We start from the raw sequence: 26430 nt of genomic DNA on the forward strand, positions 1-26430 counted from the left end.
GTAACGGTAGACAACGCGGGTGCGGCTCAGCCTTCTTTGTCATCGACGTCAGTCTTGACCCCCAGGCGCTTGAGGCGAGAAGCCAGTGTGGTTGGCTTTATCCCCAACAACTGGGCAGCTCCATCCTTGCCAAACAACTTGCCATGACAAGCACGCAAGGCCGCCTGGGTATTCTCGCGCTCCAACGCACGCACCTGTTCATCGGTCAGGATCGTGGAGGTCGCCTGGGTGACACGCGACACGCGGCTCTGCAGCATGTCATCGGGCAGATCGATGTTGAGATTGTTGTCTTGCGCGGTAATCAGCGCCCGCTCAATGACATTCTGCAGTTCACGGATGTTGCCCGGCCATGAATAGCGTTGCAGCCGTTCCATGTCCACGGCCCGCAGGCGCCTGCCAGGAAGGTTCAGGCGCCTGCCGATCTCAGTGATGAAGTGCATGGCCAATGGCGCGATATCCATCGGCCGCTCACGCAATGCCGGTGACTGGATTGGAAAGACATTGAGGCGGAAATACAGGTCTTCGCGAAAACGCCTGCTCTGCACCTCTTCACGCAGGTTACGGTTGGTCGCAGCGATGATGCGCACATCGACCCTGCGTGTGCGCTCCTCGCCGACTCGCTCGAACTGCCCCTCCTGCAAGACACGCAACAGCTTGCTTTGCAGGTCCAAGGGGATCTCGCCGATTTCATCGAGGAACAACGTACCGCCATCGGCCAACTCGAAACGCCCGACACGGTCGCGCACGGCGCCAGTGAAGGCGCCGCGGATATGCCCAAAGAACTCGCTCTCGAACAGCTCGGTCGGAATCGCCGCGCAGTTAACCCGTATCAACGGAGAGTTGCTGCGCCGGCTCGCCTGGTGGATAGCCCGGGCAATCAACTCCTTGCCGGTGCCCGACTCACCATGGATAAGCACGCTCGCATCGGTGGGTGCTACCACATCGATCTGCTTGATGATCTTACGGATCGGCTCGCTCTGACCGACGATTTCCCGGTAGTTATGCTCGATGTGGATTTCTTCCTGCAGGTAGGCATTCTGTTCCTCCAGGCGAGCCTTGAGCTGTTTGAGCTCGTCCAGCGCGGTTTGCAGTTGCAACTCGGTAGTACGCCGTTCAGTGATGTCGCGAAAGACCACCACCGCCCCCACCAGCTGGCTATCGGAAATGATCGGTGTGCTGGTGAACTCCACGGGAAAACAACTGCCGTCGCGTCGCCAGAACACCTCCTGGCGCCCTTCGTGCACCACGCCATCGTGCACGGCCCGGTAGATCGGACAGTCCTCCACAGGGTAGTGCGAGCCATCGGCATGACTGTGATGATGAATCCGGTGGATGTTCTTGCCGATCATGTCGGCGGGCTCCCAGCCGAGCATCCGCGCGCCAGCGGGATTGACGAAGGTCGCCAGTCCCTCGTTGTCGATACTGTAGATACCGTCCCCCACGGCGCTGAGCAGCAATTGATTGTCGCGCTCGGTTTCCTTGAACAGGTTGAGGATATTGCGCCACTCGATCAACCCGCCGCGCATGGCCCGCTCGGTATCCGCCTGGTCTTGCTGGTAGCGCTGCTGGCTCTGCTCACGCAGCACCAGGATGATCTGCGCTTGTCCTTTGACCTGCAGGGTGGTGGCCTTGATTTCCAACTCGATCCGCTCGCCGCTCTTGCAGTTGCAGCTCAACTCGTCCGTCCAGCCATGCCCTTTCTCTAGAACTGCCTGGCTAAACACGATCAAGTCGGCCAACTGATGCCCGAACAACTTGCTGATCGGCAGCACCAACAGCTCTTGGCGCTGATAGCCGAAGAGCTTGCAGGTGGCGATATTGAGATCGCAGAAACGGTCCGCGTAGGGGTCGAGCAAGGCGATGGCATCGGCGCAGTGCTCGAACACCATGTGCCGCGAAGAGTAGGCCAGGTCAGCCCAGCCGCTGAGGAAATCGGTCTCGGACATAGTACGAAATCTCGCAAGCCGCTTTACGAATAATCGTAGTTCTACGCATTTACGTAGTTCGAGAACAGGCTCAGGTGAATGCAAAAAAACCGTATCAGATGAGAATCTTCTACTAAATCAACAAGTTACCAACACACAGAATCAGCGGGTAAAGCCTGGCACGTCCTTCGCACTTGTCTCCTGCAACGATACGCCGCACCGGCGATCGATCACAGCGATAACAACCGGAGAAGACGATATGCCTACCGTGGACATTTCCCACTATCAAGACGGCGACTTTTTGGTCAATTACGAAGAAAAAGTCTTCGAGGATGTAAAGGCCGAGCCGGGCGAAAAAGCACTGCTGACATTCCACACCATCGCCTTCGAAGGCTCCATTGGCCTGGTCAACCTGCTGCAGGCCAAACGCCTACTGCGCAAGGGTTTCGAAACCAAGGTCCTGCTCTACGGACCGGGCGTGCAACTGGGTGTGCAACGCGGCTTCCCCACACTGGGTACGGAGGCCTTCCCGGGCCACCTGGCAGTCAACAATCAACTCAAGGCGTTCATGGCCGAGGGCGGTGAAGTCTACGCCTGCCGCTTCGCCCTGCAAGCGCTCTACGGCCAGACCGAAAAAGCCCTGATCGAAGGCATTCGCCCCATCAACCCATTGGACGTGATGGACCTGCGCCTGCTGATGCGTCGCGAGGGCGCGCTGATCATCGATACCTGGACGGCCTGACCACCGCCCCCCAGTAAAAACGGTGCATGCCCCTGCGTAGCGGTTCCGTCGCTCGCACCCCCTACGCAGAGGCTGCCCATCCTCCCGACTCGCTGCAAGGACTCCTGCCATGCCCGTCATCCGCGCCGCCGCTGTACAGTTCAGCCCAGTGCTCTACTCACGCCAGGCCACCGTCGACAAACTCTGCGGCCAGTTGCTGGAACTGGGCCGTGAAGGCGTGCAGTTCGCGGTTTTCCCGGAAACCGTGGTGCCCTACTACCCCTATTTCTCCTTCGTGCAGCCGCCCTTCGCCATGGGCAGGCAACACCTCCAGTTGCTCGAAGAGTCCGTCAGCGTGCCTAGCGACTCCACCCACCAGATCGCCGAGGCCTGTCGCGAGTCGGGCATCGTTGCCTGCATCGGCATCAATGAGCGCGACAACGGCACGATCTACAACGCACAACTGCTGTTCGACGCTGACGGCACCTTGATCCAGCATCGGCGCAAGATCACCCCCACCTATCACGAGCGGATGGTCTGGGGCCAAGGCGACGGCTCCGGCCTGCGTGCCACCGACAGCGCCGTCGGACGCATCGGCGCCCTGGCGTGCTGGGAACACTACAACCCGCTGGCCCGCTATGCGCTGATGGCCGACGGCGAACAGATTCACGCGGCGATGTTCCCAGGCTCCCTGGTCGGGCCGATCTTCGCCGAGCAGATGGAAGTCACCATCCGCCACCATGCCCTGGAAAGCGGCTGCTTCGTGGTCAACGCCACCGCCTGGCTGGATGAGCAACAGCAAGCGCAGATCATGGCCGATACCGGCTGCGCGCTAGAACCGATCTCCGGAGGCTGCTTCACCGCCATCATTAGCCCGGAAGGCAAGGTCCTGGCGCAGAAGACCGAAGGCGAAGGCGCGATCATTGCCGACCTGGACCTGGCCCTGATCGACAAACGCAAACGCATGATGGATTCGGTGGGCCACTACAGCCGTCCGGAACTGCTCAGCCTGCTGATCGACCGACGCCCTGCCCGCCATGTTCATGAACGCCATGAGGTGGCCGAACATGAATAGTCAAGTGATCGCCACCGACCTGCTGACCGAACTGCAATGCCACGGCGTGCGCTGGCAGGGCTCCGACGGCCTGAGCCGCAAGGGCGGCGCCGGCCCCTCGGACCACAAGGCCCTGACCTTGGGCGCGCGTACCGCCATGGTGCCGATGCTCAACCGTGCGTCCCTGGATTCGCCCTACAGCGCCGTACCGGACGACAGTGGCGGCCAGGCCCTGATCTTTCGTGAAGGCCTGCAGGTGGGCCAGGTGCAGTTGCCAGGGGTACCGAACTTCTATGCCCTGAGCACCGATGACGGCGTTCCTTACTGGAAGATTGCCACCTTGCACAGCAAGGACGTGCTGGCCACGACCATCCTGCAGCACTGCATCCGCATGAACGATGCCGCCACCGCTTGTCAGTTCTGCGCAATCAACCAGTCCCTTGCCACGGGCAAGACCATCGCCCGCAAGCGCCCGGCACAACTGGCCCAGGTCGCCAAGGCGGCGGTGGAGCTGGACGGCGTCAAGCACATGGTGATGACCACCGGCACTCCACAGACAGCGGACCGTGGCGCAGCGATCCTGTGCGAATCCGCTGCCGCCGTGACCGCTGCCGTCGACCTGCCAATACAGGCACAGTGCGAGCCACCGGACGATGACCGCTGGTTCACACGGCTCAAGGACAGCGGCGTGGTGTCGCTGGGCATGCACCTGGAAGCGGTCACCGACGCGGTGCGCCAGCGCATCATGCCCGGCAAGGCCGAAGTACCGCTGCAGCGCTACTTCAGCGCGTTCGAGGCGGCGGTCAAAGTGTTCGGGCATGGTCAGGTCAGCACCTACATTCTCGCCGGCCTGGGCGACAGCGAAGAGGCCATCGCCGCTATGAGCGAGCGCCTCGCGGCGCTGGGAGTCTACCCCTTCGTGGTGCCCTTCGTGCCGATCGACAACACCCCGCTGGCCCACCACCCCAAACCCGACAGTGCCTTCATGCAACGTCTGTATCCGCGCATCGGCGCAAGCCTGCGCCGTCACGGGCTGCATTCCGACAAGATCAATGCCGGCTGCGCCAAGTGCGGCGCCTGTTCGGCACTCAAGCACCACGAGTGACAGGAGAACCGCCATGGCCGAACACGCCTTCGCACTGACGGACGACACATTCGGGGACTTCCTCGCCGGGCACCTGCGGGTCAAACCGGCGGCCGAGGCCTGGGAGCGCACTGGTTACTACGCGTTGCGCCGTGCGGTGTTTTCCGAGGAACAGCGACTTCTGGAGCAGGACAAGGATGAGCGCGACTTCCAGGCCATCCCCATCGTCGCCGTGGCCCACCATTGCGGCATACCGGAGCAGGTCATCGGAGCCGTGCGCATCTACACCACCGCCCCGGGCGTCTGGTACGGCGGCCGCCTGTGCGTTGAACGGCGCTATCGCCGTCACGGCATGATCGGCAAGGCACTGGTCAACGAAGCGGTATCGCGGGCTATCGACCTGGGGTGCCAGACGTTCCTGGCCACCGTGCAGCACGCCAACGAGGGCTATTTCCACAGCTTGCACTGGGACACCCTCGAACCGATCGAACTGCTCGGCCAGCCCCATGTACTGATGCAGGCGCGCCTGGGCATGTACCCGTTCCTGCCCCGCCAGGTGGCGTTGATGCGCCAGCGGAGGCCACACCATGGACACTGATCTGCACGCGCTGCTCAGCAGCTTGAGCGACACCCCGGCCATGCGCGCCAAACAGGCGATCCAGCATCCGGCCAGGGTCCTGCCGGCCAGCAGCGCCCACCGCGACGCACTGTATGCCCTGCCTGGCGACGACACCGCGGCCATCCGCTGCGGCGACCAGTATCAACTGCTGGCCATCGAAGGCATGTTGCCGCAGTTCGTCGACCAGGCGCCCTGGTTTGCCGGGTGGTCGGCGGTGATGGCCAACGTCAGCGACATCACTGCCATGGGTGGCCGCGCGACAGCCGTTGTCAATGCCTACTGGCACCATGACGAGCAATCGGCCAACGACATCCTCCTGGGCATTCGCGACGCCTGCCAGGCGTATGGCCTGCAACTGGCCGGCGGGCACACCAGCCAAGCACCCGGCAATCCCACGGCGTTGGCCGTGGCGATCACTGGCTGGGCCAGGCGCCTACTGTCGACCCTGCATGTCGAGCCCGGTCAGTGCCTGGCCATGGTGGTCGACCTCGATGGCCAGTGGCATGGCGACATGCCCTATTGGAAAGCCTTCGAAGGCGTGCCAGGCGAGCGCCTGCGGGCAAAGCTGGACGTCATGCCACGCCTGGCCGAGGCCGGCCTGCTGCGGGCCGCCAAGGACATCAGCAATGCCGGGCTGCTCGGCACGCTGCTGATGCTGCTCGAACCCACCGGCTGTGGCGCCCACCTGGACCTCGAGCGCCTGCCCCGGCCTGCCGGTGCGCCACTTGAGCGCTGGCTGCAAGCGTTTCCCAGCTACGGCTTCCTGCTCACCCTGGCCGCCGATGACTTGCCGGACGTGCAAACGGCATTCGCCTTCGAGGGCCTGCATTGCGCCGCCATCGGCCAGATCGATGACAGCGCCCGCCTGCGGGTCAGCCTGGGCCAGCAACACCAGGAATTCTGGAACCTGGACAACCGCCCCTTCACCGGCTTCAGCCACCCCGAGGAACATTGACATGCCCGCCGTGAATATCCGTCTGCGCTGGCCCGACGGCCAGGAAACCGATACCTACTCGCCGTCCACCAGCGTCCATGACTACCTGGAAATCGGCAAAAGCTACCCCATGGCCGAATTCCTACGCCTCGCCGAAAACGCCCTCACTGCCGCCTCCGAACGCGTCCGGGAGGTCAAGGGCTTCTACTGCAGTTCAGCGATGGACAGCCTCAGCGGCCTGCGCATGCGGGCACGGTCGTACACCGCCGACACGCTGCTTGTCACCGTCCTGGACATCCACCTGCAGGGCGCCACTGCAGTCAACTACGCCGCCTTCGGCGATATCTGAACCTCGAGGAAGAACCACATGACCCACTACAGCGCAATCGTCGTCGGCGGCGGCCAGGCCGGGCTTTCGGCCAGTCACTACCTGCAACAACTGGACATTGACCATCTGCTGCTGGAAAAGCACACCTTGACCCACACCTGGCGCAACCAGCGTTGGGACGCCTTCTGCCTGGTCACACCCAACTGGCAGTGCACCCTGCCCGGCCACCCTTATACCGGCAATGACCCGCACGGCTTCATGAAAAAAGACGAGATCATTGCCTATCTGGACGGCTTCATCGCCAAGGTCAACGCACCTGTGCGCGAGGGTGTCGCAGTACAGCGGCTGACCACGCGGGCCGAAGGCGGCTACCGGCTCAACACCAGCGCAGGCGACTTCAGCGCCGACCAGGTCATAGTCGCCAGCGGTGGTTACCACACACCGATCATCCCTCCCCTGGCTGAGCGCCTGCCCGCCGACATCAAGCAGATCCATTCCGAGCAGTACCGCAGCCCGGAAAGCCTGCCTGAAGGCGCCGTGCTGGTGGTCGGCTCCGGCCAGTCCGGCGCGCAGATCGCCGAGGACTTGCACCTCGCAGGGCGCCAGGTGTTCCTGGCGGTCGGTGACGCGCCACGCTGCGCGCGCTTCTACCGAGGCAAGGATGTGGTCGATTGGCTGGCGCAGATGGGCTACTACGACATCGACGTCGACAGCCACCCGCTGCGTGAAGGCGTACGTGACAACACCAACCACTACGTCACCGGACGCGACGGTGGTCGCGACATCGACCTGCGGCGCTTCGCCCAGGAGGGCATGCGTCTGTTCGGTCGCCTGGAGTCGCTTAACGGGACCATGCTGGCCTTCGCCGACGACCTGGCAGCCAATCTGGATGCGGCCGATGCCGTGTACAACCGCATCAACGCCAGCATCGACAGATACATCGCCGAACAAGGCATAGAGGCCCCCGCCGCCACCGCCTACGAGCCTCTGTGGTATCCCGAACAGGCCGCCACCACGCTGGACCTGGCAGGTTCGGGCATCACCAGTATCATCTGGTGCATTGGCTTTCGCCCCGACTTCAGCTGGGTCGACGTGCCAGTCTTCAACGGCCGTGGCTACCCCGGCCATAAACGCGGGGTCACCGCCCAGGCAGGTTTGTATTTCCTCGGCCTGCCCTGGCTGCATACCTGGGGCTCGGGGCGCTTCAGTGGCGTGGCCCGCGACGCGGAGTACGTGGTCGCTCACCTTGGCAGCCAGCGCAACGACCAGCGCTGAGCCAAACGCGCCCTTCCCCTTCCATCCGCCAGCCCGGACGGGCTGGCCTCAAGGAGGCGGTATGCCTGACAACGCTGCTCCCCCGGTGCATCTGCAAGAGCACTACTTGGCCTCGATGCCCAACCTGGCCTTCACCGGGCTTTCGGAAAACTGGCTGCTCAAGGAGTGTGGCCACCAGCACTGGCTGGCATTGGCGGCGTTGTATGGACGCCCCATTCCGGACTTCAGAGACCCACAGGGCCGCATCGCCTACGCGGCATTCACCCAGGTCAAGTGCCAAGGCCTGCAACTGCAGGCCATCACCGAGAACCGCACCTTCACCCTGGAGACACGTCTGTGGCGCGTGGCCCAGAACCGCCACTTCAGCGAACAACGGTTGCTACTGCGCGAGCGTTGCGTCGGCCAAATCGCCCTGACCTCGGCGTTCATCAGCCGCCACACGCCAGGTGACAACCGCAGCGTGGCCAAAGCCTGCCTCAAAGATGCTCCCGCCATGGCGATCGCCTCTGACACGCCATGGCGGCAACTGCATGGGCTTGGCAAGCAGATACGCAACGGTGACTGGCACAACCATTTCCAGCTTGATAGGGACAGTTGCGTCGCCCTGCCCGGTTTTTCCTTCACGCCGTGCCCTGACATCGACTACAACGGTGCCGAGCTCTTCTACTTCGCTAACTTCCAGGCACTGGTGGAACGCACCGAATGGCAGGTGCTGGGCCTGCGCAGACCGGGATACATACGCCAGCGGGAAATCCACTATTACGGCAACCTCAATCTGCACGACAACCTCCTGGTGCAGTTGCACATCGCCGCCCCCGGGCAGTTCACGCCCCATTGGTGCGAAGTGTTCCGTCAGTCGGATGGCGCAAAGCTTGCCGATGTCTTCAGCGAAAAAACCTGGCCCTCGGAGTGCTCCCGCCCATGAATCGATCCATGCCGTGGCCCCCTTGCGGCCCAACACTCAAGCCGCTCTACCAAGCCTGCGACCTCGATGGCCTGGCGCACCTGCACAGCCTGCCCGGACAACCGCCTTTCGTCCGCGGCCCTTATGCCAGCATGTACACCCACAAGCCTTGGACCATTCGCCAATACACCGGTTTTGCCGATGCACGCGAGACAAACCAACGGCTCAAGGAGCATCTGGCCAACGGCGCCCAGGGTCTTTCGATTGCCTTCGACCTGCCCACCCAACGCGGCTATGATTCTGACGATCCCAGGTGCAGCGCCGATGTGGGCATGGCTGGGGTGGCCATCGATAGCGTCGAGGACATGCATGCGCTGTTCGACGGCATTGCCCTTGACCAGGTCTCGGTGTCCATGACCATGAATGCTGCCGTGCTGCCCGTCATGGCTGCCTTCATCGTCGCAGCCCAAGAAAGCGGGACAGATCCTGCCCGTTTGAGCGGCACCCTGCAGAACGACATCCTCAAGGAGTTCATGGTGCGCAACACCTATGTGTTCGCGCCACAAGCCTCCCTGCGCATATGCACCGACGTCATCCACTACCTGGCCAAGCATCTGCCGCGGTTCAACCCCATTTCCGTGTCCGGCTATCACTTCCAGGAAGCCGGTGCCGATCCGGTGCTGGAGCTGGCGCTGACCTTGATGAATGCCCGCACCTATCTGGAACAGGTGCGCGACAGCGGGCTCGACGTGAATCGGTTCTGTGCTCGGATGAGTTTCTTCTTCGGCATCGGCAACAACCTGTTCAGCGAAGTAGCCAAACTGCGGGCGGCACGCCTTTTGTGGTGCGAGATCAGCGAGACGTGCGGAGTCACCCAGGCCAGTGCGCGCGCCTTGCGCACGCACTGCCAGACCTCAGGTTACTCACTGAGCGCCCATGACCCGATGAACAACGTGGTGCGCACCACCATACAGGCCTTGGCCGCCGTTTTCGGCGGCACCCAGTCGCTGCACACCAACGCCTGGGACGAGGCCCTGGCCTTGCCCAGCGCAGACTCGGCACGCCTGGCAAGCAACACCCAGCGCATCCTGCAGCAGGAAACGGGGATCTGCGATGTCATCGACCCCTGGGCAGGCTCCTACATGATGGAGTCGTTGACCGCGTCGGTCTGCGACCAGGTACGCGACTGCATCGCCAGGATCGATGCCGAGGGCGGAGTGGTGGCAGCGATTCATAGCGGCAGCATCAGCGCCCTCATTCATGCCCAGGCTCTGGCCAGCCAGGCTCGCCTGGACCGTGGCGAGCACATCAGAGTCGGCGAGCGCAGCGGCGGACCGAACATGGCGGCAACACCGCCGACCCAATCGATCGATGGCCGCTCCGTACGAGAACAGCAATGCCAGCGCTTGCGGCGGCTGCGCCTGAAGCGCGACGAACCTACAGTCCGCGCACGATTGCACGCCCTGGAGCAAGGCGTGCTCAATGCGCGCCAGAACCTGCTGGCGCTATGCGTGGAGGCCATGGCTGCCAGGGCGACCGTCGGAGAGTGCATGGCCGCACTGGAACGGGTATGGCCTCGGTATCGGCAAACGCCGACCTTCACCACAGGGCTCTACGCTGACCTGCGCACGGCCTGCCAGGGTTGGCAAGCGCTGCGCCAGCGGGTGGAGGACTTCAGCATTCGCCATGGCCGCGCCCCTCATGTACTGCTGAGCAAGCTTGGCCAGGATGGTCATGACCGTGGTATCCGGCTGATCAGTTCAGTGTTGGCCGATGCAGGTTTCAGCGTCACCCTGCTGCCCCTCTTTCAAGGACCTACACAGTTACTGGCCCGGCTGGACGAAGACCCGTCGATCGACCTGCTGGGCATCTCCAGCCTCGCTGGCGCCCATGCGCCACTGCTTGGCGTCTTGCTCGAACAGTTGGCCTCGCGCCCCAACCGCCAACCAGTGGTGGTCGGCGGGATCGTGCCCGAGGCCGATATCGCGGCACTGCTCGCCCTGGGGGTCGAGACGGTGTTTGGCCCAGGCAGCGACATGCTGGACATCGCAGCAACGCTGCTGGAACTGATAGAGCGATACCGTTTCGGGACGCTGGCGGCCTAGATCGCGTGGCCTCTATACCCTGGTGAGTTCATCCGCATCCAGATGATCAAGGACGTAACGCACGCCGCCGTCAGCAAGGATTAGCGGCCTGTTCAGAAGCACAACCTGAGCATGTCGGCCAGACGCCGATCATCGGCATCACGCGAACGGCTGCAGGCCTTCAACGCCTGTTGCAGGCAGCGTACGAAGCAACGCGCGGCCGGGTCCAGGACCTGGTCACGCAGGTGAATCACACTGATATCCCCTTCCTCCAACGGCTCCTCCAGAGCCAATGCCCGCGCCTTGCCGCGTAACGGCTCGCACAGCAACATCGGCTCGGGTGAAAACCCGAGCATGCCAGCGTCGACGATCAGGCTGCTGAGCATGGCACTGGATTGGGCGCAGACGATGCGCCCGGGTTCGATGCTCAAGCCATGACGGCCGAACAACTGATGCATGAGCGAGTGCTGGCCAGCCTGGGTGAAGTTCATGACCCACTCCTGTTCCAGCAACTGGCCAAGCGAGCGCGCGTCCTGCAGGGGGTGGCCGAAGCGCGCCAGCACACGCATGGGGTAGTAGGCCAGCGCCTGATGGCTGAACTCTTGCCCTGGCAGCCCCCCGGCCGGCCCCAGGGAGAACTGCATCTGGCCACTGCGCAGCAGCGCCAGGCTGACCGCCTGCAGGCCTTCGTAGAGCTCCAGCTGGACCGTCGGCATTTCCTGGCGAAAGGCTTGCAGCGCCGCACCCAGCAAGGTCTGCCCGAACCAGGGTGTGATCCCCACGCACAACCGGGTTGGCGTTTCGCCGCGCAGGCTGGCCAGGTCGCGCTGGGCCTTTTCCAACTGGCTGGCGATCTGCCGGGCATGCGGCAGCAGGGTCAGGCCCGCCGAGGTCAAGCGTGCGCCGCCGGCATGCCGAGCCAGCAGCGGCAGCCCCTGCTCTTCTTCCAACTCGCGCAGGGCACGGGTGATGGCGGCCTGGGACAGCTCGAGGGCTCGGGCGGCCGAACGGATTCCGCCGTGGTCGGCCACGGCGATCAGGGCCTGTAGCTGATGCAGCTTCACTAAGAATCTCCTGCCTGAACACCAAGGGTCGTCATGACAACATTTTTGCGGCTTATGCCCAGCCGTCGGTGGCGCTAGGTTAGAGCACGAGGCCAGGGCCGCCAACGGGTCACGCAGTGTCGCCTCTCAGACCAGGAAATAACAATATGAACACTACCTGCATCGCCCCCGGCATCGCCGCCATCACGCCTGCCATGGTCGAGCTGCGCCGAGCGATCCATCGCCAGCCCGAACTGGGCTTCGAAGAGTTCGCCACCCGCGCCCGGGTGATCAGTCACTTGCAGCAATGGGGTTACGAAATCCACCAAGGTCTGGCCGGCACCGCCGTGGTCGGCACCTTGCGCAATGGCGATGGCCCGACGCTGGGCCTGCGCGCCGAGCTGGACGCCTTGCCGATCGACGAACAGAGCGCACGGCCTTGGGCCAGCACGGTACCGGGCAAGATGCACGCCTGCGGCCATGACGGGCACACCGCCATGCTCCTGGCCGCCGCCTGCGAGCTGGCCCGTGAACGCCACTGGCATGGCACCTTGCACCTGTTCTTCCAGCCCGCCGAGGAAGGCCACGGCGGCTCAGGCGCCAAGCGCATGCTCGATGAGGGGGTGTTCGAGCGCTTCCCCTGCGACGCCGTGTTCGCCCTGCACAACTCCCCCGGCATGCCTGTCGGCCAGTTCGGTGTACTCGCCGGGCCACGCATGGCCTCCACCGACAGCGTGACCATCGTCATCCAGGGCAATGGCGGCCACGGTGCGATGCCGGACAGGGCGACCGACCCCGTGGTGGTCGGGGCTTCGCTGGTGCTGGCGCTGCAGACCATCGTCTCGCGTAACGTGCCGCCCAGCGAGACAGCGATCATTACTGTGGGTGCCTTTCTCGCCGGCGATGCCGCCAACGTCATTCCAGGCCAGGCCGAACTGCGCCTGAGTGTGCGAGCGCTCGATCCCTCCGTACGCAACCTGCTGTGCCAGCGCATCCAGGCCCTGGCCGAGCAGCACGCCCAAGGCTACGGTGCCACAGCCGAGGTGAGCTTCGGTGAGGGCTACCCGGTGCTGGTCAACGATCCGCACGCCAGCCAACTGGCCGAACACGTGATACGCGACTGGCTCGGCGAAGAGGGCCTGGCCCCCCGGCAGCAACCGATCTGCGCCAGCGACGACTTCGCCTTCTGGCTAGAGCGGGTACCCGGTTGCTACCTGCTGATCGGCAATGGCGAAGGCAGCGGTAGCTGCGAGGTACACAACCCCGGTTATGACTTCAACGACCTGGCACTGCCACTGGGTGCGACCTTCTGGGTGCGGCTGGTGCGGCACTTCCTGGCCTGACGGCCACCGCAAGAGAGCAAAGACGATGACAACAAAAACAACAGACTTCGCCATCGAAACCAGTCACCCACAACCCTGCAAGCGCCGAGCGATCGCCGCGATCTGCGTGGGCAATGCCCTGGAGTTCTACGATTTCCTGGTCTACAGCCTGCTGGCCACGCTCATGGCCAGGCTGTTCTTTCCCTTCAGCGACCACCCGTTGATCCCGCTGATGCTGTCGCTGGCGGTGTTTGGCACCGGCTTCGTCATGCGCCCATTGGGCGGCCTGGTGATCGGCCTGTACGCTGACCGCGTCGGACGCAAAGCGGCTATGCGCCTGACCCTGTGGCTGATGGCGATTGGCTCGCTGCTGTTCACCATCGCCCCCACCTACGCGCAAGCAGGCTTGCTCGGCCCGGCGGTGGTGATCGTCGCCAGGCTTTTGCAGGGCTTCGCCGTGGGAGGCCAGATCGGCACCTCGACCACCATGCTCATGGAGTATGCCGACAAGCATTCGCGCGGCTACTACTGCAGCTGGCAGACCTTCAGCCAAAGCCTGGGCATCTGCCTCGGCGGGCTGATGGTCACCCTGCTGAGCAATCTGCTCAGCCCGGCGGCCATGGACAGTTGGGGCTGGCGATTGATCTTCGCCATAGGCATCCTGGGCATTCCGGTCAGTGAGTACATCCGCCATCGCCTGGAGGAAACCCACGCTCACCGCCAGGCCACCCGCAACCGCGCGCCGGTGTCCCAGGGCAAGCAGTTGGCCCTGCTACTGCAGCACCCACGGCAGATGCTGGCTGGCGTGCTGCTGGTCATTGGTGCCACCGTGCCGATCTACACCATCCAGTTCTACCTGGCGAACCATGCCATCGGTGTGCTTGGCATGCCCCTGAGCAGCGGCACCTGGGCGGCGATCGTCGCTTGCCTACCGCCGCTGCTGTTGTCTGCCCATGCCGGGCGCTTGAGCGACCGTATCGGTCGGCGCAAGGCGATCTTCTGGCCATTGCCGATCCTGTTGCTGGCGATCTATCCGGCCTTTCTGCTGCTCAACCAGCCCCCCCGGCTGGAGGTGCTCTTGACGGTGGTGACCCTGCTGAGCATCCCGCTGACCTACACCATCGTGCCCAACCTGGCGATCCTGCCGGAGCTGTTCCCCACCCGCATCCGTGCCAGCGGCATGTCCCTGGCCTATTGCATCGGCGTGGCCCTGTTCGGCGGCTTCGCCCAGCTGTTCGCCGCCGGCCTGGTCAGCCTCACCGGGAACACCAATGCACCGGCGTTCTACATCATCGCGGCGATCCTACTGTCATTGATCGGCCTGAAGCTGGCCCCGGAAACCGCCGGCAAGGACCTCGACTGATCCCAGCTCACAGCCCTCCTTTCCTTCACCCCCTCAGGCTCCGGCCTGCGGTACCCGGCTGCGCCTAAAACAAGAACAACAGGTGACCCCTTCATGCTCCATCGCCATACCACACTGCTCTGCACCGCCTTGCTGGCTACCGACGCTCTGGCTGCTTCCCACGGTCTTGTCGAGGACAGCCAACTGGAGTTGCGCAACCGCAACTTCTATTTCAACCGCGACCTGCGCAACGGCGCCAGCAATACTCAAGGCGACAATGCCGCCCGGCCTGCCGACGAACGCAAGGGGTACCGCGAGGAGTGGGCCCATGGCGTGATGCTCGGCCTCGACTCCGGGTTTACCCAAGGCACCGTGGGCCTGGGGCTCGATGCCCACGCCCAGCTCGGCCTCAAACTCGACAGCGGCCCAGGGCGAACCGGCACCCTGCTGTTGCCGATCAGCCACAATCGCCAACGCAACGCCGAAGTGAAAGACGACTACAGCCACGCGGGTGCCGCACTCAAGGCGCGCTGGCTCGGCAACGAGGTGAAATGGGGCGAGATGCGCACCTCGACTCCGGTCTTCACGACCGCCGACAGCCGCCTGCTACCGGAGATGGCCACCGGCCTGTACCTGCGCAACGACGCCCTGTCGGGCTTGCTGCTCGAAGCGGGCCACTTCACCGCCTACCATGATTTCGCCTCCAGCAATGGCGACGACGGCCTGCGCACCCGCTACTCCGACGTGGAGGTGCGCAGCCTCAACTTCCTCGGTGCCAGCTACCAGGTCAACGACACCCTACGCGTCAAACTGTTCCATGCCCGTGCCGAGGACAACTGGCTACAGAACTACCTGAACATCAATCAAGACGTGCCGTTTACCCCGGCCAGCGGCCTTAACTTCGACATGCACCTGTACCGCAGCGACGCCACCGGCCATGCACGCTCCGGCCCGGTGGACAACACCAGCTGGAGCCTCGCCGGCGCCTGGCGCCACGGTGCCCATCGCATCACTCTGGCCTATCAGCAGATCGACGGCGACACGCCCTTCGACTATGTCGGCGGCCTGTCCATCGACCTGGCCAACTCGGTGCAGATTTCCGATTTCAACGCTCCCGGCATGAAGTCCCAGCAGGCCCGCTATGACCTAAACCTGGCGGGGTACGGCATCCCCGGCCTGAGCTTCATGACCCGCTACGTCACCGGCCGGGGCGCCAGCGACCAGCACTGGCGCCCTGGCCATCGCTACGCAGGCGGAGCGCTGTCCACCTATGGGCAGTATGACGGTGCGAAGTGGCACGAACTGGACGTCGAGATGCGCTACGTGGTGCAACAAGGACCTGCCCGCGACCTTTCCCTACGGACTCGCGTGGCCAGTTATCGGGGCAACCACGAAGCGCAGGCCGACCTACCGGATATCAATGAAGTGCGGCTGATCATCGAATACCCGCTGAACCTGTGATATGCGGCAAAAGAAAAAGTTACGCAACTGCAAGGTCACCTTACTGCCGCCAATGACACCTGCATCGACAATAACCGGGCAGACGGGCGTACACAGCAGCCCCACCCAGTTATTGTAAGGCTGTTCACTCAAGCTGGAGTGCCTTCAAGTGGGGCTGCTACGCAGCCCATCGCGACACAAGGCCGCTCCCACAAGGCAAGCCCTCTGCGGAAGCGGCCTTGTGTCGCGATGGGCGCGCAGCGGCCCCAAACCTTACGACAGATGTCTTAAGTGAACAGCATTACACCCAGTTATTGGGGTTTTCAAAGAGAACATGGCGAACCTTTGCTGCGTTCTTTTGTGGAATGCGCTGATGTCTGGCTTATTGCACCAGCAACAACGTCCCGGAGACGAAGGCGAAGATGAGCACGAAGCGGCGCAGGCGCGGCTCGTTGATCAGGTTCCGGGCCCAGTAACTTGCGATCACACCCAATGCCAAGGGCAGGCACAGGACCAGCACCGGCGAGACCTGCTCGATGCGCAAATGCCCACCCGCAGCCAGTACCACCAGCGAGATCACTTCCCCCACCAGAAAGCACAGGGCGACAGATCCTCTTAACGTGGCCACCGGCGAATGCTGATACACCAGTGCGAGCGGCGGGCCGCCGACCCCGGTAGCGGTTTCAGTGATACCCGTGATCACGCCAGTAGAGATCAGTGCCCGGCGCCCGGGCACGAAAGACGGCGCCATCCAGGTGGCCAGGCACGCCGCGATCGTTGACAACCCGATAAACAAGTTGAGTTGCGAGAGCGGCAGCCAGAGCAGTATCCAGAGTCCGCCGAAAGTACCGACAAAACGCCCCAGGGTAATCCACGAGCTGCCTCGAAAATCGATGGCGCCGCGCTCGCGCCAGGCAACCACGGCATTCAACGGCAACATGAGTATCAACAGGCTGATGGGCAAGGATTCGGGTGCCAGCAATCCCATGACCGGCGCCACGATCAGTGCGAAGCCCATCCCCGTCGTACCCTGGATAAGCGCACCGCACGCGACAGCGATAGCAATGATGTACAGGGGGTCGAAGGGTAGATTCATCGTCCACTCGTTCCAAGTCGTTAAGCCACAGTCGGCAAGGGATGCACTTTATGGATGGGGGCTTGGTCCACGACGTTCCTGGCCAGCGCATCGACCTGGCGCATCAGGGACCGTGCATCCCAGTCCGTGGGCCACCCTTGCCACAAGCGCACCTTGCCCTGGACCACTACGGCCTGGATCTGGTCTCGATTGGCGAGCCTCACCAGGTCCCAGGTGAGGTTCCAGGACGGCAGCAGTTCCGGCACCGCCAGGTCCACCAACAAGAAATCCGCCGCCCTGCCCGGAGCGATGCGCCCGGTCACCTTGCCCAGCCCAAGTACGTCGGCAGCGTCCCGGGTTCCCATGTCCAGCCAGAGCTGCCCACCGCCACATACCGAGTCACCTACCGGCAATCCATGGGCAAAGCGTTGCGCGGCCTCGGCGTAATCGAGCAGGCGAAACCCATCACCGCGAGTGCCATCGGTACCGAGCGCAAGCGGAACTTTCAGGCAGTGCATCAAGTGCGCCTGGGCAACGGCATTGCCTTTCCAGGCACTGGCTACCGGGTTGTAACTCACGGCAGCGCCGCTCTCGCGCAACAGGCAGATCTCTTCCGAGGTGAGTAGCGTTGCGTGGGCAAGCAGCGCCCCGGGACCAAGCGCGCCGGCCCGATGCAGGTGTTCCAATGGCCGGACGCCATAGCGTTCAAGCGAGCGTTCTACAGCGACCAGATGCTCGTTGACGTGGCTCTGGAACACCCTCCCCGCTTCATGGCACAAGCGGTACACCGCGCCCAGCGTATTGTCGGTGGCGATCTCCGGAATAGGGATTGCCAGGGACGGCGTAATCAACGGGTCGTTGTCCCATTCCGACAGGTGCTGCTCGCCCAGCGAAAGTACCTGGCTGGCATCGAGCACACGCTCGCCTTCGAGGTCATTGCAGGTTTTGGCCAGTACGCAACGTATGCCCACTTCATGAACAGCCTGGGCGATCGCCTCGACACCTTCCTTTGAGCGTGTGCCAGCATCACACACCGTGGTGAACCCACCGCGCAGCGATTCGAATGCGGCCAGCTTGCTGGTCAGGTACAGCAGGTCGGTATCGAGCGTGCCCTCAAGGGGAATCCAGACACGGCGGAAAATCTCGGACGGCTCGCCAAACACCAGGCCTTTACCAAAGCTCTGGCTGAGGTGGTGATGGGTGTCGATAAACCCGGGCATCAACAACTGGTTTTCGAGACGGCGAACCGAGTGGCCTGGATAACGGCTTTGCAACAACGCCAACGGACCGACATCAGCGAAGTGGCCATTTACAACCCATACAGCCTGATCACGACGCGGCCCTTCAGGCAGCAACAGCCATTCAGGGGCCAACAGTTGACCGGGAGCCACAAGCTGCTCAGGCGAAGTCGCCAAGTGATTGGAAACAGTGCAGTTCATATAAAAGCCTTAGTGTGCGGATTCAGGAGTTGATCAGCTTTGGCTTGGCATCCGCCGGAGTGCGTTGGTGGCCAATGCAATGGAAAAAGAAGTTCATGACGGCCGCCGTGAGCGCGCCCATCGCCACGCCATTGCCGAGCAGGCCGGCAAGGCCGTTGGGGAACTGGCTGTAAACGCCAGGAACGAGAATCGGCAGCAGCCCCACTGCCAGGGCTACCGACACCACGTACATGTTGCCGTGATTGCGCAAGTCCACTTTGCGCAGCATGTCGATGCCCATGGTGCCGACGATGGCAAAGACAATAAGGCTGGTACCGCCGACCACGGCCTCAGGCACGCCCTCGATCAAGCGCGCCAGAGGCGCAAGCAGTGCAAACAACAGTAACAGCACCCCGGAAACGGCGGTCACGTAACGCGAGCGCACCTGCGTGGCACGGATAACGCCGATGTTCTCGCCGCTGGTGATAATCAGCGAGGTCCCCATGAAGCCACCGAAGATAGAGGTCAGCGCATCCCCGCGGATGGTGCGCACCACATCGCGTTTTACATCCAGGGGTTTGTCTACCGCCTCACTGATCGCTACGGTCTGGCCGGTGGCTTCCACCATGGACACCAGGCAAAAGAGCATCAGCGGGATCGAGGCGAATACATCGAAGTGCGGCATGCCAAATGGCATGAAGGTGGGCAGGCTCAACAAGGGGTACACACTGACCCCGGAGCTATCGAATGCGCCGATGGCGACCGCCAGCAAGCTGCCGCCCAGCAGTCCAAGCAAAATCGACAGCTGGCCCAACGTGCCGCGTAAGAGCCGCGCGCACAGCACCGTGATGGCGATGGTGGAAAAGGCCAGTAGCAGTTGTTCTGGGGCCGCGAAGTGGGCGCTACCGGGTTGGCCGACAATCAACTGGCCCGACAGCTTGACCAGGTTGATCGCCACCAGCAGCAACATGGTGCCCACCACCACCGAAGGAAAAAACCGCAGTAGGCGTCGAAACACTGGCAGCACCAGAAAGTAGAACACCCCGGTCAGAATCACCGCGCCAGACGCCGTCGCCACCCCGTTTTGCTGGGCAATCAGGATGAACAGCATGATGGGCGCTCCACCCGGGAGCATGATGAACGGCAGGCGTGCCCCACAGCCACGCAACCCCAGCGACTGTACAAGCGTGCCCAGGCCACAGACCAAGAAGGTGGCGCTCAGCAACTGGAGGGTCAGCTCACTGGAAAAGCCCAACGCGGTGGCCATCAAGAACACCGACGCAATAGGCGATGCCGCCATCACCAACACATGCTGGGCACCGAACATCAGCAACTGGCGCCACGGCAGGCGCTCATCAACAGGGCAAACAGGGCTCTTATCGTTATCCGGCATATCCCACCTCGACCTGAGCCACCATCAGTGGCCCATTGAATTATTGTTATTTGGATCTGGACGTAGCCTTGGCAGGAAAATGCAGGCATTTCCCAAACCAAATCGATTTTTTAATTCACCCAAATCGATTTGGGTGAATGTATTCCTGTCCAAAGTCACTGTCAACGGGAGCGTCATCACCTGAGTGCCTGAGTAGCTGATAGCCTTCAGGCAGCGTATAACTGCGGCATCGCTTAAAGAGCCATCTTGTCCATGCCCAACAGCCCTTCTCGCCGCCTCACCATTGCCGATGTCGCCAGCGCCGCCGGGGTATCCCGCACCACCGTTTCCCACGCGCTGAACGATCGCGGGCAAGTCGACCCGATGACACGGGCACTGGTGAAGGAAGTCGCTGAGCGCTTGGGCTACAGCCCCAACTTGCGCGCTCAGCGCCTGCGTACCGGACGCGCCAATGCCATCGCCCTGCTCTCCTCCATGCCTTTTGCCGTTGCCGGCGGGTCGTCGCGCTTGGGGTTTTTGATGGAAATTGCCGCCACCGCGACGGAAGCAGCACTGCGTCGAGGCGTGGCCCTGGTGCTGGTTCCGCCCATGGATGAGGCGCAAGACCTGCTCGATACGCTGGATATCGACGGCGCGGTAATCATCGAGCCGGTGGCCAACGACCCGCATGTAGCGCGCTTGCGCAAACGCGGCGTCAAGCTGGTGTCCATAGGGCGCCAACCCGAGGCGCAGGCTGCCTTACCGTACATCGATATGCATGGCGAGGCGGCCGGCACACTGTTGCTGGACCACCTACGTGAACAGGGCGCCCGGCGCGTTGGCCTGATAATCGGAGTCCAGTCCCGGCATTCCTACCTGGATATGGAGCAGGCCTACCGTGCCTACTGCACAACCAACAACCAGGCCCCGGCGATTGTTCGAGCAGACGAAGGAGGTGGAGAAGCAGCCGGGGCCGCGGCGTGCCTTGAGTTGTTGCAGGCACACCCCGACGTTGACGGCCTGTGCGTTCCGGTTGATGCCTTTGCGACAGGTGCCGTGAGGGCGTTATTGGACAGAGGGCTCGCAGTCCCTCAAGACGTGAAAGTGGTAACGCGCTATGACGGCTTGCGTGCTCGGGAATGCACGCCGCCCTTGACGGCGCTGAACATGCACCTTGAGGACGTGGCAGCCCAGGCCATCGAGCTGCTCTTCGAGCAAATCAACAATACCGGGCAGCGCCAGCGCATCGACGCCCCCTTGGCCACCCTGGTTCCCCGCGAGTCGACCCTGAAACCGTAGACGCTGCCTGGCGGTAGCGCCTACGTAGGATCAGCACATCACCCAGCAGGCGAATGCCGTCGGGGGCTCACGGCCCCAAGGGTTTTAAGCCCGGCTGATCGAGCAAGCTGTGAGGCCATTCCTCTCCAGGTAACGCTGATGCTCTTGCGCTGCCAACTCGAAGCGTCCCAGCGCAACGACGACCGTGGCAATGGGACGCTGATAACGCCCCGACACTTCGAGCTGCCTACGCGCAGCTTCGGCAACAGCCGCTTGCTCTGGTGAATGGGCAAAGATCGCAGAGCGGTATTTCACCCCCACATGTTCGCCCTGACGGTCCGTGGAAGTCGGATCATGCAGCCCCCAGAACGCTTCGAGCAAAGCCGAGTAGCCGATGACGTCGGGAGCGAAATCGACTTGCACCACTTCGATCAGAGGCTTGTCCTCCCCGGCTTCGGCTGCGTAGCCGACCCGACTCTGCACAACACCGGCCAGCTTGCGCAAGGACGCCTCGGCGCCCCAGAAACACCCAGCGCCAAAGGTGGCTCGCTGCAACTCACTCATAGATTCCTCTCCCGCACTGCTGTTTGCTTGAGTTCAAGGCCCCCATACGACTGCTCATTGAGAGGCCAGCTTGTCCTCTGCGGCTGCCAGCCACTTGTCCACGGTTGCCTGATTGGCCGCCACCCAATCCTTGGCGGCCTTTTCTGCAGGCTGTTTTTCGCGCTCGATTTTCAGAATCAGCTCGTTCAGCGATGCAGGGTCAAGGCTCACATTCCTCAGGAAGGCGGCAATGCGAGGCGCGCGCTTCTGCAGGTTGACGGACGCGAGGATATGCACCTTGGCGTCAGGGTAGGCGCAGGTGATGCTGCTCTTGTTCAGCCAATCGGCATCCACGGTCGGGCTGATGAACTTCCAGCAGCCGTCGGCTTTGTACAGCGGATCGCCCTTCTTGTTGTCCTGGGCGTAGCCATCGAATGGCGGTTCATCCAGACGGCGCAAATCATAGGCAGAGAAGATCCAGTCCGGCGTATAGGCATAGAAGATCACTCCGCGCTCAGCCTTGTAGGCAGCGTCCAACCTGGCGTAGGTCACTGCAGCCTCAGTGGAGACTGACTCGAAGTTATCGGCGAAGCCAAAGTCCTTGGCCTTGATCTGGCCGATGTAGGTCGACTCCCAGCCCGCCGGCCCTACCAGCAACTGGGACTTGCCGCCGCCCAGGGGCGCGAACAGCTTGGCCACCTCCGGCTTCTGCAGGTCATACACTGACTTCACGCCGTACTTGTCCTGGATATAACCGGGGATGTAGAAGCCCTGTACCCCCACATAAGGCTGCTTGTTCGGGACCAGCGAACGAGTGCCGCCAGTGACGTACTTGTTCCAGGCTGCGGATTGGTTCGGCAGCCAGATATCGGTCAGAACGTCTACCGAACCGTCGCCCTTGGAAGCTGCCGCGAGCAGCACCGGAAGGTCGCCAGCGAGATAAGAAACATCGCCATCAAGTCGGGAACTGATGACCTCGCCAAGGATGTGCTGGATGGCGATGGCGCCGGTCCAGTTCTGCTCGCCGATGACGATCTTGTCTTTGGCAAAGACCGTCGTAGCCGTCAGAAGAGCCCCCAACAGGGCTGCGCCGACAAGGGGACGGGAAAAGAATCTGGCCATGTAAAGTCATTACTCCTGGATGGGACGATGTCGTTTGCGAAGGGATGCCTGGATGATCCGGTCGGGCACCAAGGCACAGAAGACAATAGCGATACCGGCAAGGACGCCCTCCCCACCCTTGATGTTGCGCAACGCGGTCATAACGTCGTAGCCGAGACCGCCGGCTCCGATCAGCGCCGCAACAACCACCATCGACAGGCTCATGACGATGGTCTGGTTGACCCCCAGCAACAGCGAGCCTGCCGCCAGGGGAAGCTCGACACGGGTGAGTGTCTGCCAAGGCGTCGCGCCATGGGCCAGCGCGGCCTCCACCGCGGCCTTGGGAACTTCCTGGATGCCCAGCGCAGTGAGGCGGATCATCGGTGCCAGGGCGAAGATCACCGTGGCAATGACCGCAGGTGTCTTGCCGACAGAAAAGAACGCCACGGCCGGGATCAGGTATACAAAGGTCGGCAGTGTCTGCATGACGTCCAGCAGAGGCGTGATCAAGCGCCGCGCCAAGGGGCGCTTGGCCAGCAAGACCCCCGTGGGGATGCCAATCAGCAGCGAAAGCAGCACCGAAGAACCGACCAGGGCGATGGTGGAAACGGTACGCTCCCAGAAGCCGAACAGGCCGATGTAACCCAGCGCCAACGCGCTGGTCAGCGCCAGCGTCAACCCCGCAGACCGCCAAGCCAGGTAGATCAATGCCAGCGCCGGGACCGGCCAGGGTATCCAGCCCAACGCACCCTCGACGCCCTCGATGACCGTTCGCACAGCAACGATCACCCCGACAAAGACGTTTTCGAACGTCACCTGGGACCAGCCGATGAGCTGGTCTATCGCGCTGGCTACCGCCAACATGCTGTCGCGGTCAGCCGGGAACTGCAGCCAGCTACCCGCGGCGTCTGGCGTAACGGCACGCCAGATCGTCAGCACCTGGCTCACCAGGAGCAGGGCCAGAGGCAATGCCCATGGTTCGCGTACATGGCCGCTCCCGCTCAACCAGGTGCTGGCGGCGCGGTTCCCGGCCAACACGCCGAGCGCGATGGAAAAGACAGTTGCAGAGCCGTCGCCCCAGGCGTTGCCAAGCAATGCCAGCGCCAGCAACTCGATCAACAGCGCCAGCCAGAACAAGCCGTTGCGTCCCGCCGCCGCCAGCGCTACAGGGCCCAACAGCCACTGCCTGGCCCAGACGTCGATGGACCGCGCCCCACCGGCTCTCCGCGCAGGGGCAACAGTCTCTGGTGGGACCGGCATTGGCGTTGTTGGAGTAGCGCGTGGACGTTCATCGAAGAAGTCAGCTACCCCCGCATCCACCGGGTGCTCAAGCAATTCCTGTGGAGTCCCGACCTGAATCAGTTCGCCACCACGCAGCACGGCAATGCGATCCGCCAAGCGCAGGGCTTCACCAGGATCATGGGTGACCAACAAGGTCGTGATGCCACGATCACGCACCAACTGCAGGAAGCGGCCCTGCAAGTCCCGCCGGATCGTCGGGTCCAACGCGCTGAAAGGTTCATCCATCAGCAAGATATCCGGCTCAGTCACCAGAGCCCGCGCCAGCCCTACCCGTTGCTGCATACCGCCGGACAACTCATGAGGAAAGTGCTCACCCCATTCTTCCAGCCCGACCGCCTGCAATTGCCGCTGCGCCGCAGCATACCGGGCCGCTTCTGTCTCCCCGCGAAGCTCCAGGGGCAAGGCGACGTTCTCCCGCACATTGCGATGGGGCAGTAGTCCGAAATGCTGGAACACCATACCAATACGCTGCGAGCGCAACTCACGCAGTGCCTGGACCGACAGTCCTCCCAGCGCAGTGCCATCGATCAGCACCTCGCCACTGCTGGGTTCGACCAACCGATTGACGTGGCGCAACAATGTCGACTTGCCGCTGCCGGAAGTGCCCATCAGGCAAAGCACCTCACCCCGCCGAACTGCGAGGCTGACGCTTTCCACGGCATTCTTCGGAGCCTGGCGCCCGCTACTCGCATAGCGCTTGGTTACCTTGCGGAACTCCAGCGCGATGTCGACGACCGGTGAAGCTACCAAGGAAAGAGGCTCAGCATCGGTCTTGGGAGACACAGAGTCATCCACTCGGCCACTGGAAATGAGTGGGTATTCATTAACGCTCACATCTGCCCCTGAAATACATGACTTTCCCGGGATATAGAGCAGACATCATGCCAGTGCGAAGAAACCGCAAGAAACGGAGCCTGCAGGCTCTCGCGACGCCAATGATCTGTTGCTAATCCAGCACTGCTGTCCGATCACTGTTGGCCGGCGAACAGTACTCACCTATCAACGCGAGCGTAGACGTGCTCATTTCGAGGCAACGTTTAAGCGAGCACGCCATCCATCTTGTAGTCCTCGCCATGCTCGGCCTGGACCGCCGCGCTCTGGGCATGATCTGGGCAAAGAAGCTAGCGCCCACCCGCAGTTGCTGGACCCTGCCCCCATGGCGCGGCCCCGCAGAGGTCGCCAGCGTGCAAGTGCAGGTCGCCAGGGTGCGATTTGCCCCCGCTGGCTTTGCGTAACGTGTAGCGCCAGCCACCGCCGCGCGGGGCCCATGACACAACAACGATAACCACTGCCACGAAGGCCTCGAGGGGAAAGTCATGAAGCTATCGATCACAGCGGCCGCTTGTGCCGCGCTGTTCACCGTCGCCAGCGGTACCTGGGCTGCCGAGCCGGCTGCCTGTCAGACAGTGCGCATGGGCTCGGTGAACTGGACCGATGTGGTGGCCAGCAGCGCCGTGGCAGAGGCTCTGCTCGACGGCCTGGGCTATAACGTCAAGCAGACCAGCGCCTCACAGCAGATCATCCTCGCCGGCATGGCCGAAAAGCGCCTCGATGTGTTCCTCGGCTACTGGCAGCCGACCATGCAGGCAGTGGCCAAACCTTACCTGGATAAACAGCAGATCGAGGTCATCAGCCCAGCCACCCTGGGCGACGCGCAGTCCACCTATGCGGTGCCCGCCTACGCCTACGATGGCGGCCTGAAAACCTTCGCCGACATCGCCCGGTTCCGCGACAAGCTCAACAACAGAATCTACCTGATCGAACCTGGCAGCGGTGCCAATCGCATCACCGCGCAGATGATCGCCGAGGACAAATTCAGCCTGAAGGGCTTCCAAGCTGTCGAGTCCAGCGAGGCCGGCATGCTCACTGCGGTGAAGCGCGCCATCAAGCGCGAGCAATGGGTGGTGTTCTCCGGCTGGAAGCCGCACCCGATGAACCTGCAGATCGACATGAAATACCTCTCCGGCAGCGACGACGTGTTCGGCCCCGACGAAGGCGCCGCCACCGTTTCCATCATGACTGCCGCCGGCTACCAGCAACAGTGCGGCAACGTCGCCACGCTGTTGCACAATCTGCGTTTCAACAGCCAGCAAGTCAGCCAGGTGATGGCGCCGATCCTCGAACGCAGTCAGCCTTTGGACGCCGCCCGTACTTGGCTCAAGGCCCACCCCGAACAGGTCACAGCCTGGCTGAGCGGGGTGACCACCTTCGACGGCAGGCCGGCCGATGCGGCACGGCTCCTCGCCTTCCAGTAAGGAAGCTAACG

22 protein-coding genes are annotated in these 26430 nt (G+C 62.8%); 14 read left to right on the top strand and 8 right to left on the bottom strand.

The genetic code is table 11. The features are described 5' to 3' along the window. Positions 1-26 precede the first annotated feature (26 nt). Entirely contained in the window at positions 27-1946 is a 1920-nt protein-coding gene (locus tag ACYU03_RS15515) for a sigma 54-interacting transcriptional regulator (protein WP_461885521.1), read from the bottom strand. Between the two features lie 238 nt (positions 1947-2184). On the opposite strand from ACYU03_RS15515, the gene ACYU03_RS15520 reads away from it, so the two are divergent. The 9 genes from ACYU03_RS15520 to scpA all read left to right on the top strand — a co-directional run bounded on the left by ACYU03_RS15520 (position 2185) and on the right by scpA (position 10949). Continuing rightward, positions 2185-2667 carry an MSMEG_0572/Sll0783 family nitrogen starvation response protein gene (locus ACYU03_RS15520; RefSeq protein ID WP_461885522.1) on the top strand — a complete coding sequence of 161 codons (483 nt, stop codon included), beginning with the start codon at positions 2185-2187 and terminating at the stop codon, positions 2665-2667. Positions 2668-2776: 109 nt separating this feature from the next. Beyond that, positions 2777-3721 (top strand): Nit6803 family nitrilase, encoded by a 945-nt coding sequence (locus ACYU03_RS15525; protein WP_461885524.1) that lies wholly within the window; start codon positions 2777-2779, stop codon positions 3719-3721. Next, entirely contained in the window at positions 3714-4805 is a 1092-nt protein-coding gene (locus ACYU03_RS15530; protein WP_461885526.1) for an MSMEG_0568 family radical SAM protein, read from the top strand. The genes ACYU03_RS15525 and ACYU03_RS15530 overlap by 8 nt, the downstream gene beginning before the upstream one ends. 13 nt (positions 4806-4818) lie before the next feature. Further along, positions 4819-5382, top strand: a complete 564-nt coding sequence (locus ACYU03_RS15535; RefSeq protein WP_461885527.1) for an MSMEG_0567/Sll0786 family nitrogen starvation N-acetyltransferase — start codon at positions 4819-4821, stop codon at positions 5380-5382. Then, positions 5372-6358, top strand: a complete 987-nt coding sequence (locus ACYU03_RS15540) for a sll0787 family AIR synthase-like protein (RefSeq protein WP_461885529.1) — start codon at positions 5372-5374, stop codon at positions 6356-6358. Before ACYU03_RS15535 ends, ACYU03_RS15540 begins: the two co-directional genes overlap by 11 nt. Position 6359: 1 nt before the next feature. Then, complete coding sequence (locus ACYU03_RS15545; protein ID WP_461885531.1) at positions 6360-6686, top strand: MSMEG_0570 family nitrogen starvation response protein; 327 nt, start codon at positions 6360-6362, stop codon at positions 6684-6686. A gap of 18 nt (positions 6687-6704) precedes the next feature. Beyond that, entirely contained in the window at positions 6705-7940 is a 1236-nt protein-coding gene (locus ACYU03_RS15550) for an MSMEG_0569 family flavin-dependent oxidoreductase (protein ID WP_461885533.1), read from the top strand. Positions 7941-8001: 61 nt separating this feature from the next. Next, complete coding sequence (locus tag ACYU03_RS15555; protein WP_461885535.1) at positions 8002-8865, top strand: Pnap_2097 family protein; 864 nt, start codon at positions 8002-8004, stop codon at positions 8863-8865. An 8-nt stretch (positions 8866-8873) separates the two neighbouring features. Beyond that, positions 8874-10949, top strand: a complete 2076-nt coding sequence (gene scpA / locus ACYU03_RS15560; protein ID WP_461885537.1) for a methylmalonyl-CoA mutase — start codon at positions 8874-8876, stop codon at positions 10947-10949. A gap of 92 nt (positions 10950-11041) precedes the next feature. On the opposite strand, the gene ACYU03_RS15565 is transcribed toward scpA, so the two are convergent. After that, positions 11042-11992 (bottom strand): LysR family transcriptional regulator, encoded by a 951-nt coding sequence (locus tag ACYU03_RS15565; RefSeq protein WP_461885539.1) that lies wholly within the window; start codon positions 11990-11992, stop codon positions 11042-11044. A 146-nt stretch (positions 11993-12138) separates the two neighbouring features. Between ACYU03_RS15565 and ACYU03_RS15570 the strand changes: the two genes are divergently transcribed. From ACYU03_RS15570 to ACYU03_RS15580, 3 genes are all read left to right on the top strand, one after another. Next, positions 12139-13314, top strand: a complete 1176-nt coding sequence (locus tag ACYU03_RS15570; RefSeq protein WP_461885540.1) for a M20 aminoacylase family protein — start codon at positions 12139-12141, stop codon at positions 13312-13314. Between the two features lie 25 nt (positions 13315-13339). Then, positions 13340-14656 (top strand): MFS transporter, encoded by a 1317-nt coding sequence (locus ACYU03_RS15575; protein ID WP_461885542.1) that lies wholly within the window; start codon positions 13340-13342, stop codon positions 14654-14656. A 93-nt stretch (positions 14657-14749) separates the two neighbouring features. Then, on the top strand, positions 14750-16096 hold the full coding sequence (locus tag ACYU03_RS15580; RefSeq protein WP_461885544.1) for an OprD family porin: 1347 nt from the start codon (positions 14750-14752) through the stop codon (positions 16094-16096). A gap of 361 nt (positions 16097-16457) precedes the next feature. Here the strand turns inward: ACYU03_RS15580 and ACYU03_RS15585 are convergent, their stop codons facing one another. The 3 genes from ACYU03_RS15585 to ACYU03_RS15595 are packed head-to-tail and all read right to left on the bottom strand — an operon-like array spanning position 16458 to position 19961. Next, positions 16458-17171: a sulfite exporter TauE/SafE family protein gene (locus ACYU03_RS15585; protein WP_461885546.1), complete on the bottom strand. Its 714-nt coding sequence runs from the start codon at positions 17169-17171 to the stop codon at positions 16458-16460. 20 nt (positions 17172-17191) lie between these two features. Beyond that, positions 17192-18589: an amidohydrolase family protein gene (locus ACYU03_RS15590; RefSeq protein WP_461885548.1), complete on the bottom strand. Its 1398-nt coding sequence runs from the start codon at positions 18587-18589 to the stop codon at positions 17192-17194. 22 nt (positions 18590-18611) lie between these two features. Further along, positions 18612-19961 (bottom strand): uracil-xanthine permease family protein, encoded by a 1350-nt coding sequence (locus ACYU03_RS15595; protein ID WP_461885550.1) that lies wholly within the window; start codon positions 19959-19961, stop codon positions 18612-18614. A 252-nt stretch (positions 19962-20213) separates the two neighbouring features. On the opposite strand from ACYU03_RS15595, the gene ACYU03_RS15600 reads away from it, so the two are divergent. Continuing rightward, positions 20214-21239, top strand: coding sequence for a substrate-binding domain-containing protein (locus tag ACYU03_RS15600; protein ID WP_461885551.1), 1026 nt, complete (start codon positions 20214-20216; stop codon positions 21237-21239). 84 nt (positions 21240-21323) lie between these two features. Here the strand turns inward: ACYU03_RS15600 and msrA are convergent, their stop codons facing one another. The 3 genes from msrA to ACYU03_RS15615 are packed head-to-tail and all read right to left on the bottom strand — an operon-like array spanning position 21324 to position 24947. Continuing rightward, positions 21324-21782: a peptide-methionine (S)-S-oxide reductase MsrA gene (gene msrA / locus ACYU03_RS15605; protein WP_461885553.1), complete on the bottom strand. Its 459-nt coding sequence runs from the start codon at positions 21780-21782 to the stop codon at positions 21324-21326. 54 nt (positions 21783-21836) lie between these two features. Next, positions 21837-22883, bottom strand: a complete 1047-nt coding sequence (locus ACYU03_RS15610; RefSeq protein ID WP_461885555.1) for an ABC transporter substrate-binding protein — start codon at positions 22881-22883, stop codon at positions 21837-21839. A gap of 9 nt (positions 22884-22892) precedes the next feature. Then, on the bottom strand, positions 22893-24947 hold the full coding sequence (locus tag ACYU03_RS15615; RefSeq protein WP_461885556.1) for an ATP-binding cassette domain-containing protein: 2055 nt from the start codon (positions 24945-24947) through the stop codon (positions 22893-22895). A 533-nt stretch (positions 24948-25480) separates the two neighbouring features. On the opposite strand from ACYU03_RS15615, the gene choX reads away from it, so the two are divergent. After that, positions 25481-26419: a choline ABC transporter substrate-binding protein gene (gene choX / locus ACYU03_RS15620; RefSeq protein WP_461885557.1), complete on the top strand. Its 939-nt coding sequence runs from the start codon at positions 25481-25483 to the stop codon at positions 26417-26419. The last annotated feature ends 11 nt before the right edge of the window (positions 26420-26430 follow it).

The organism is Pseudomonas sp. X10 (genome assembly GCF_054889225.1).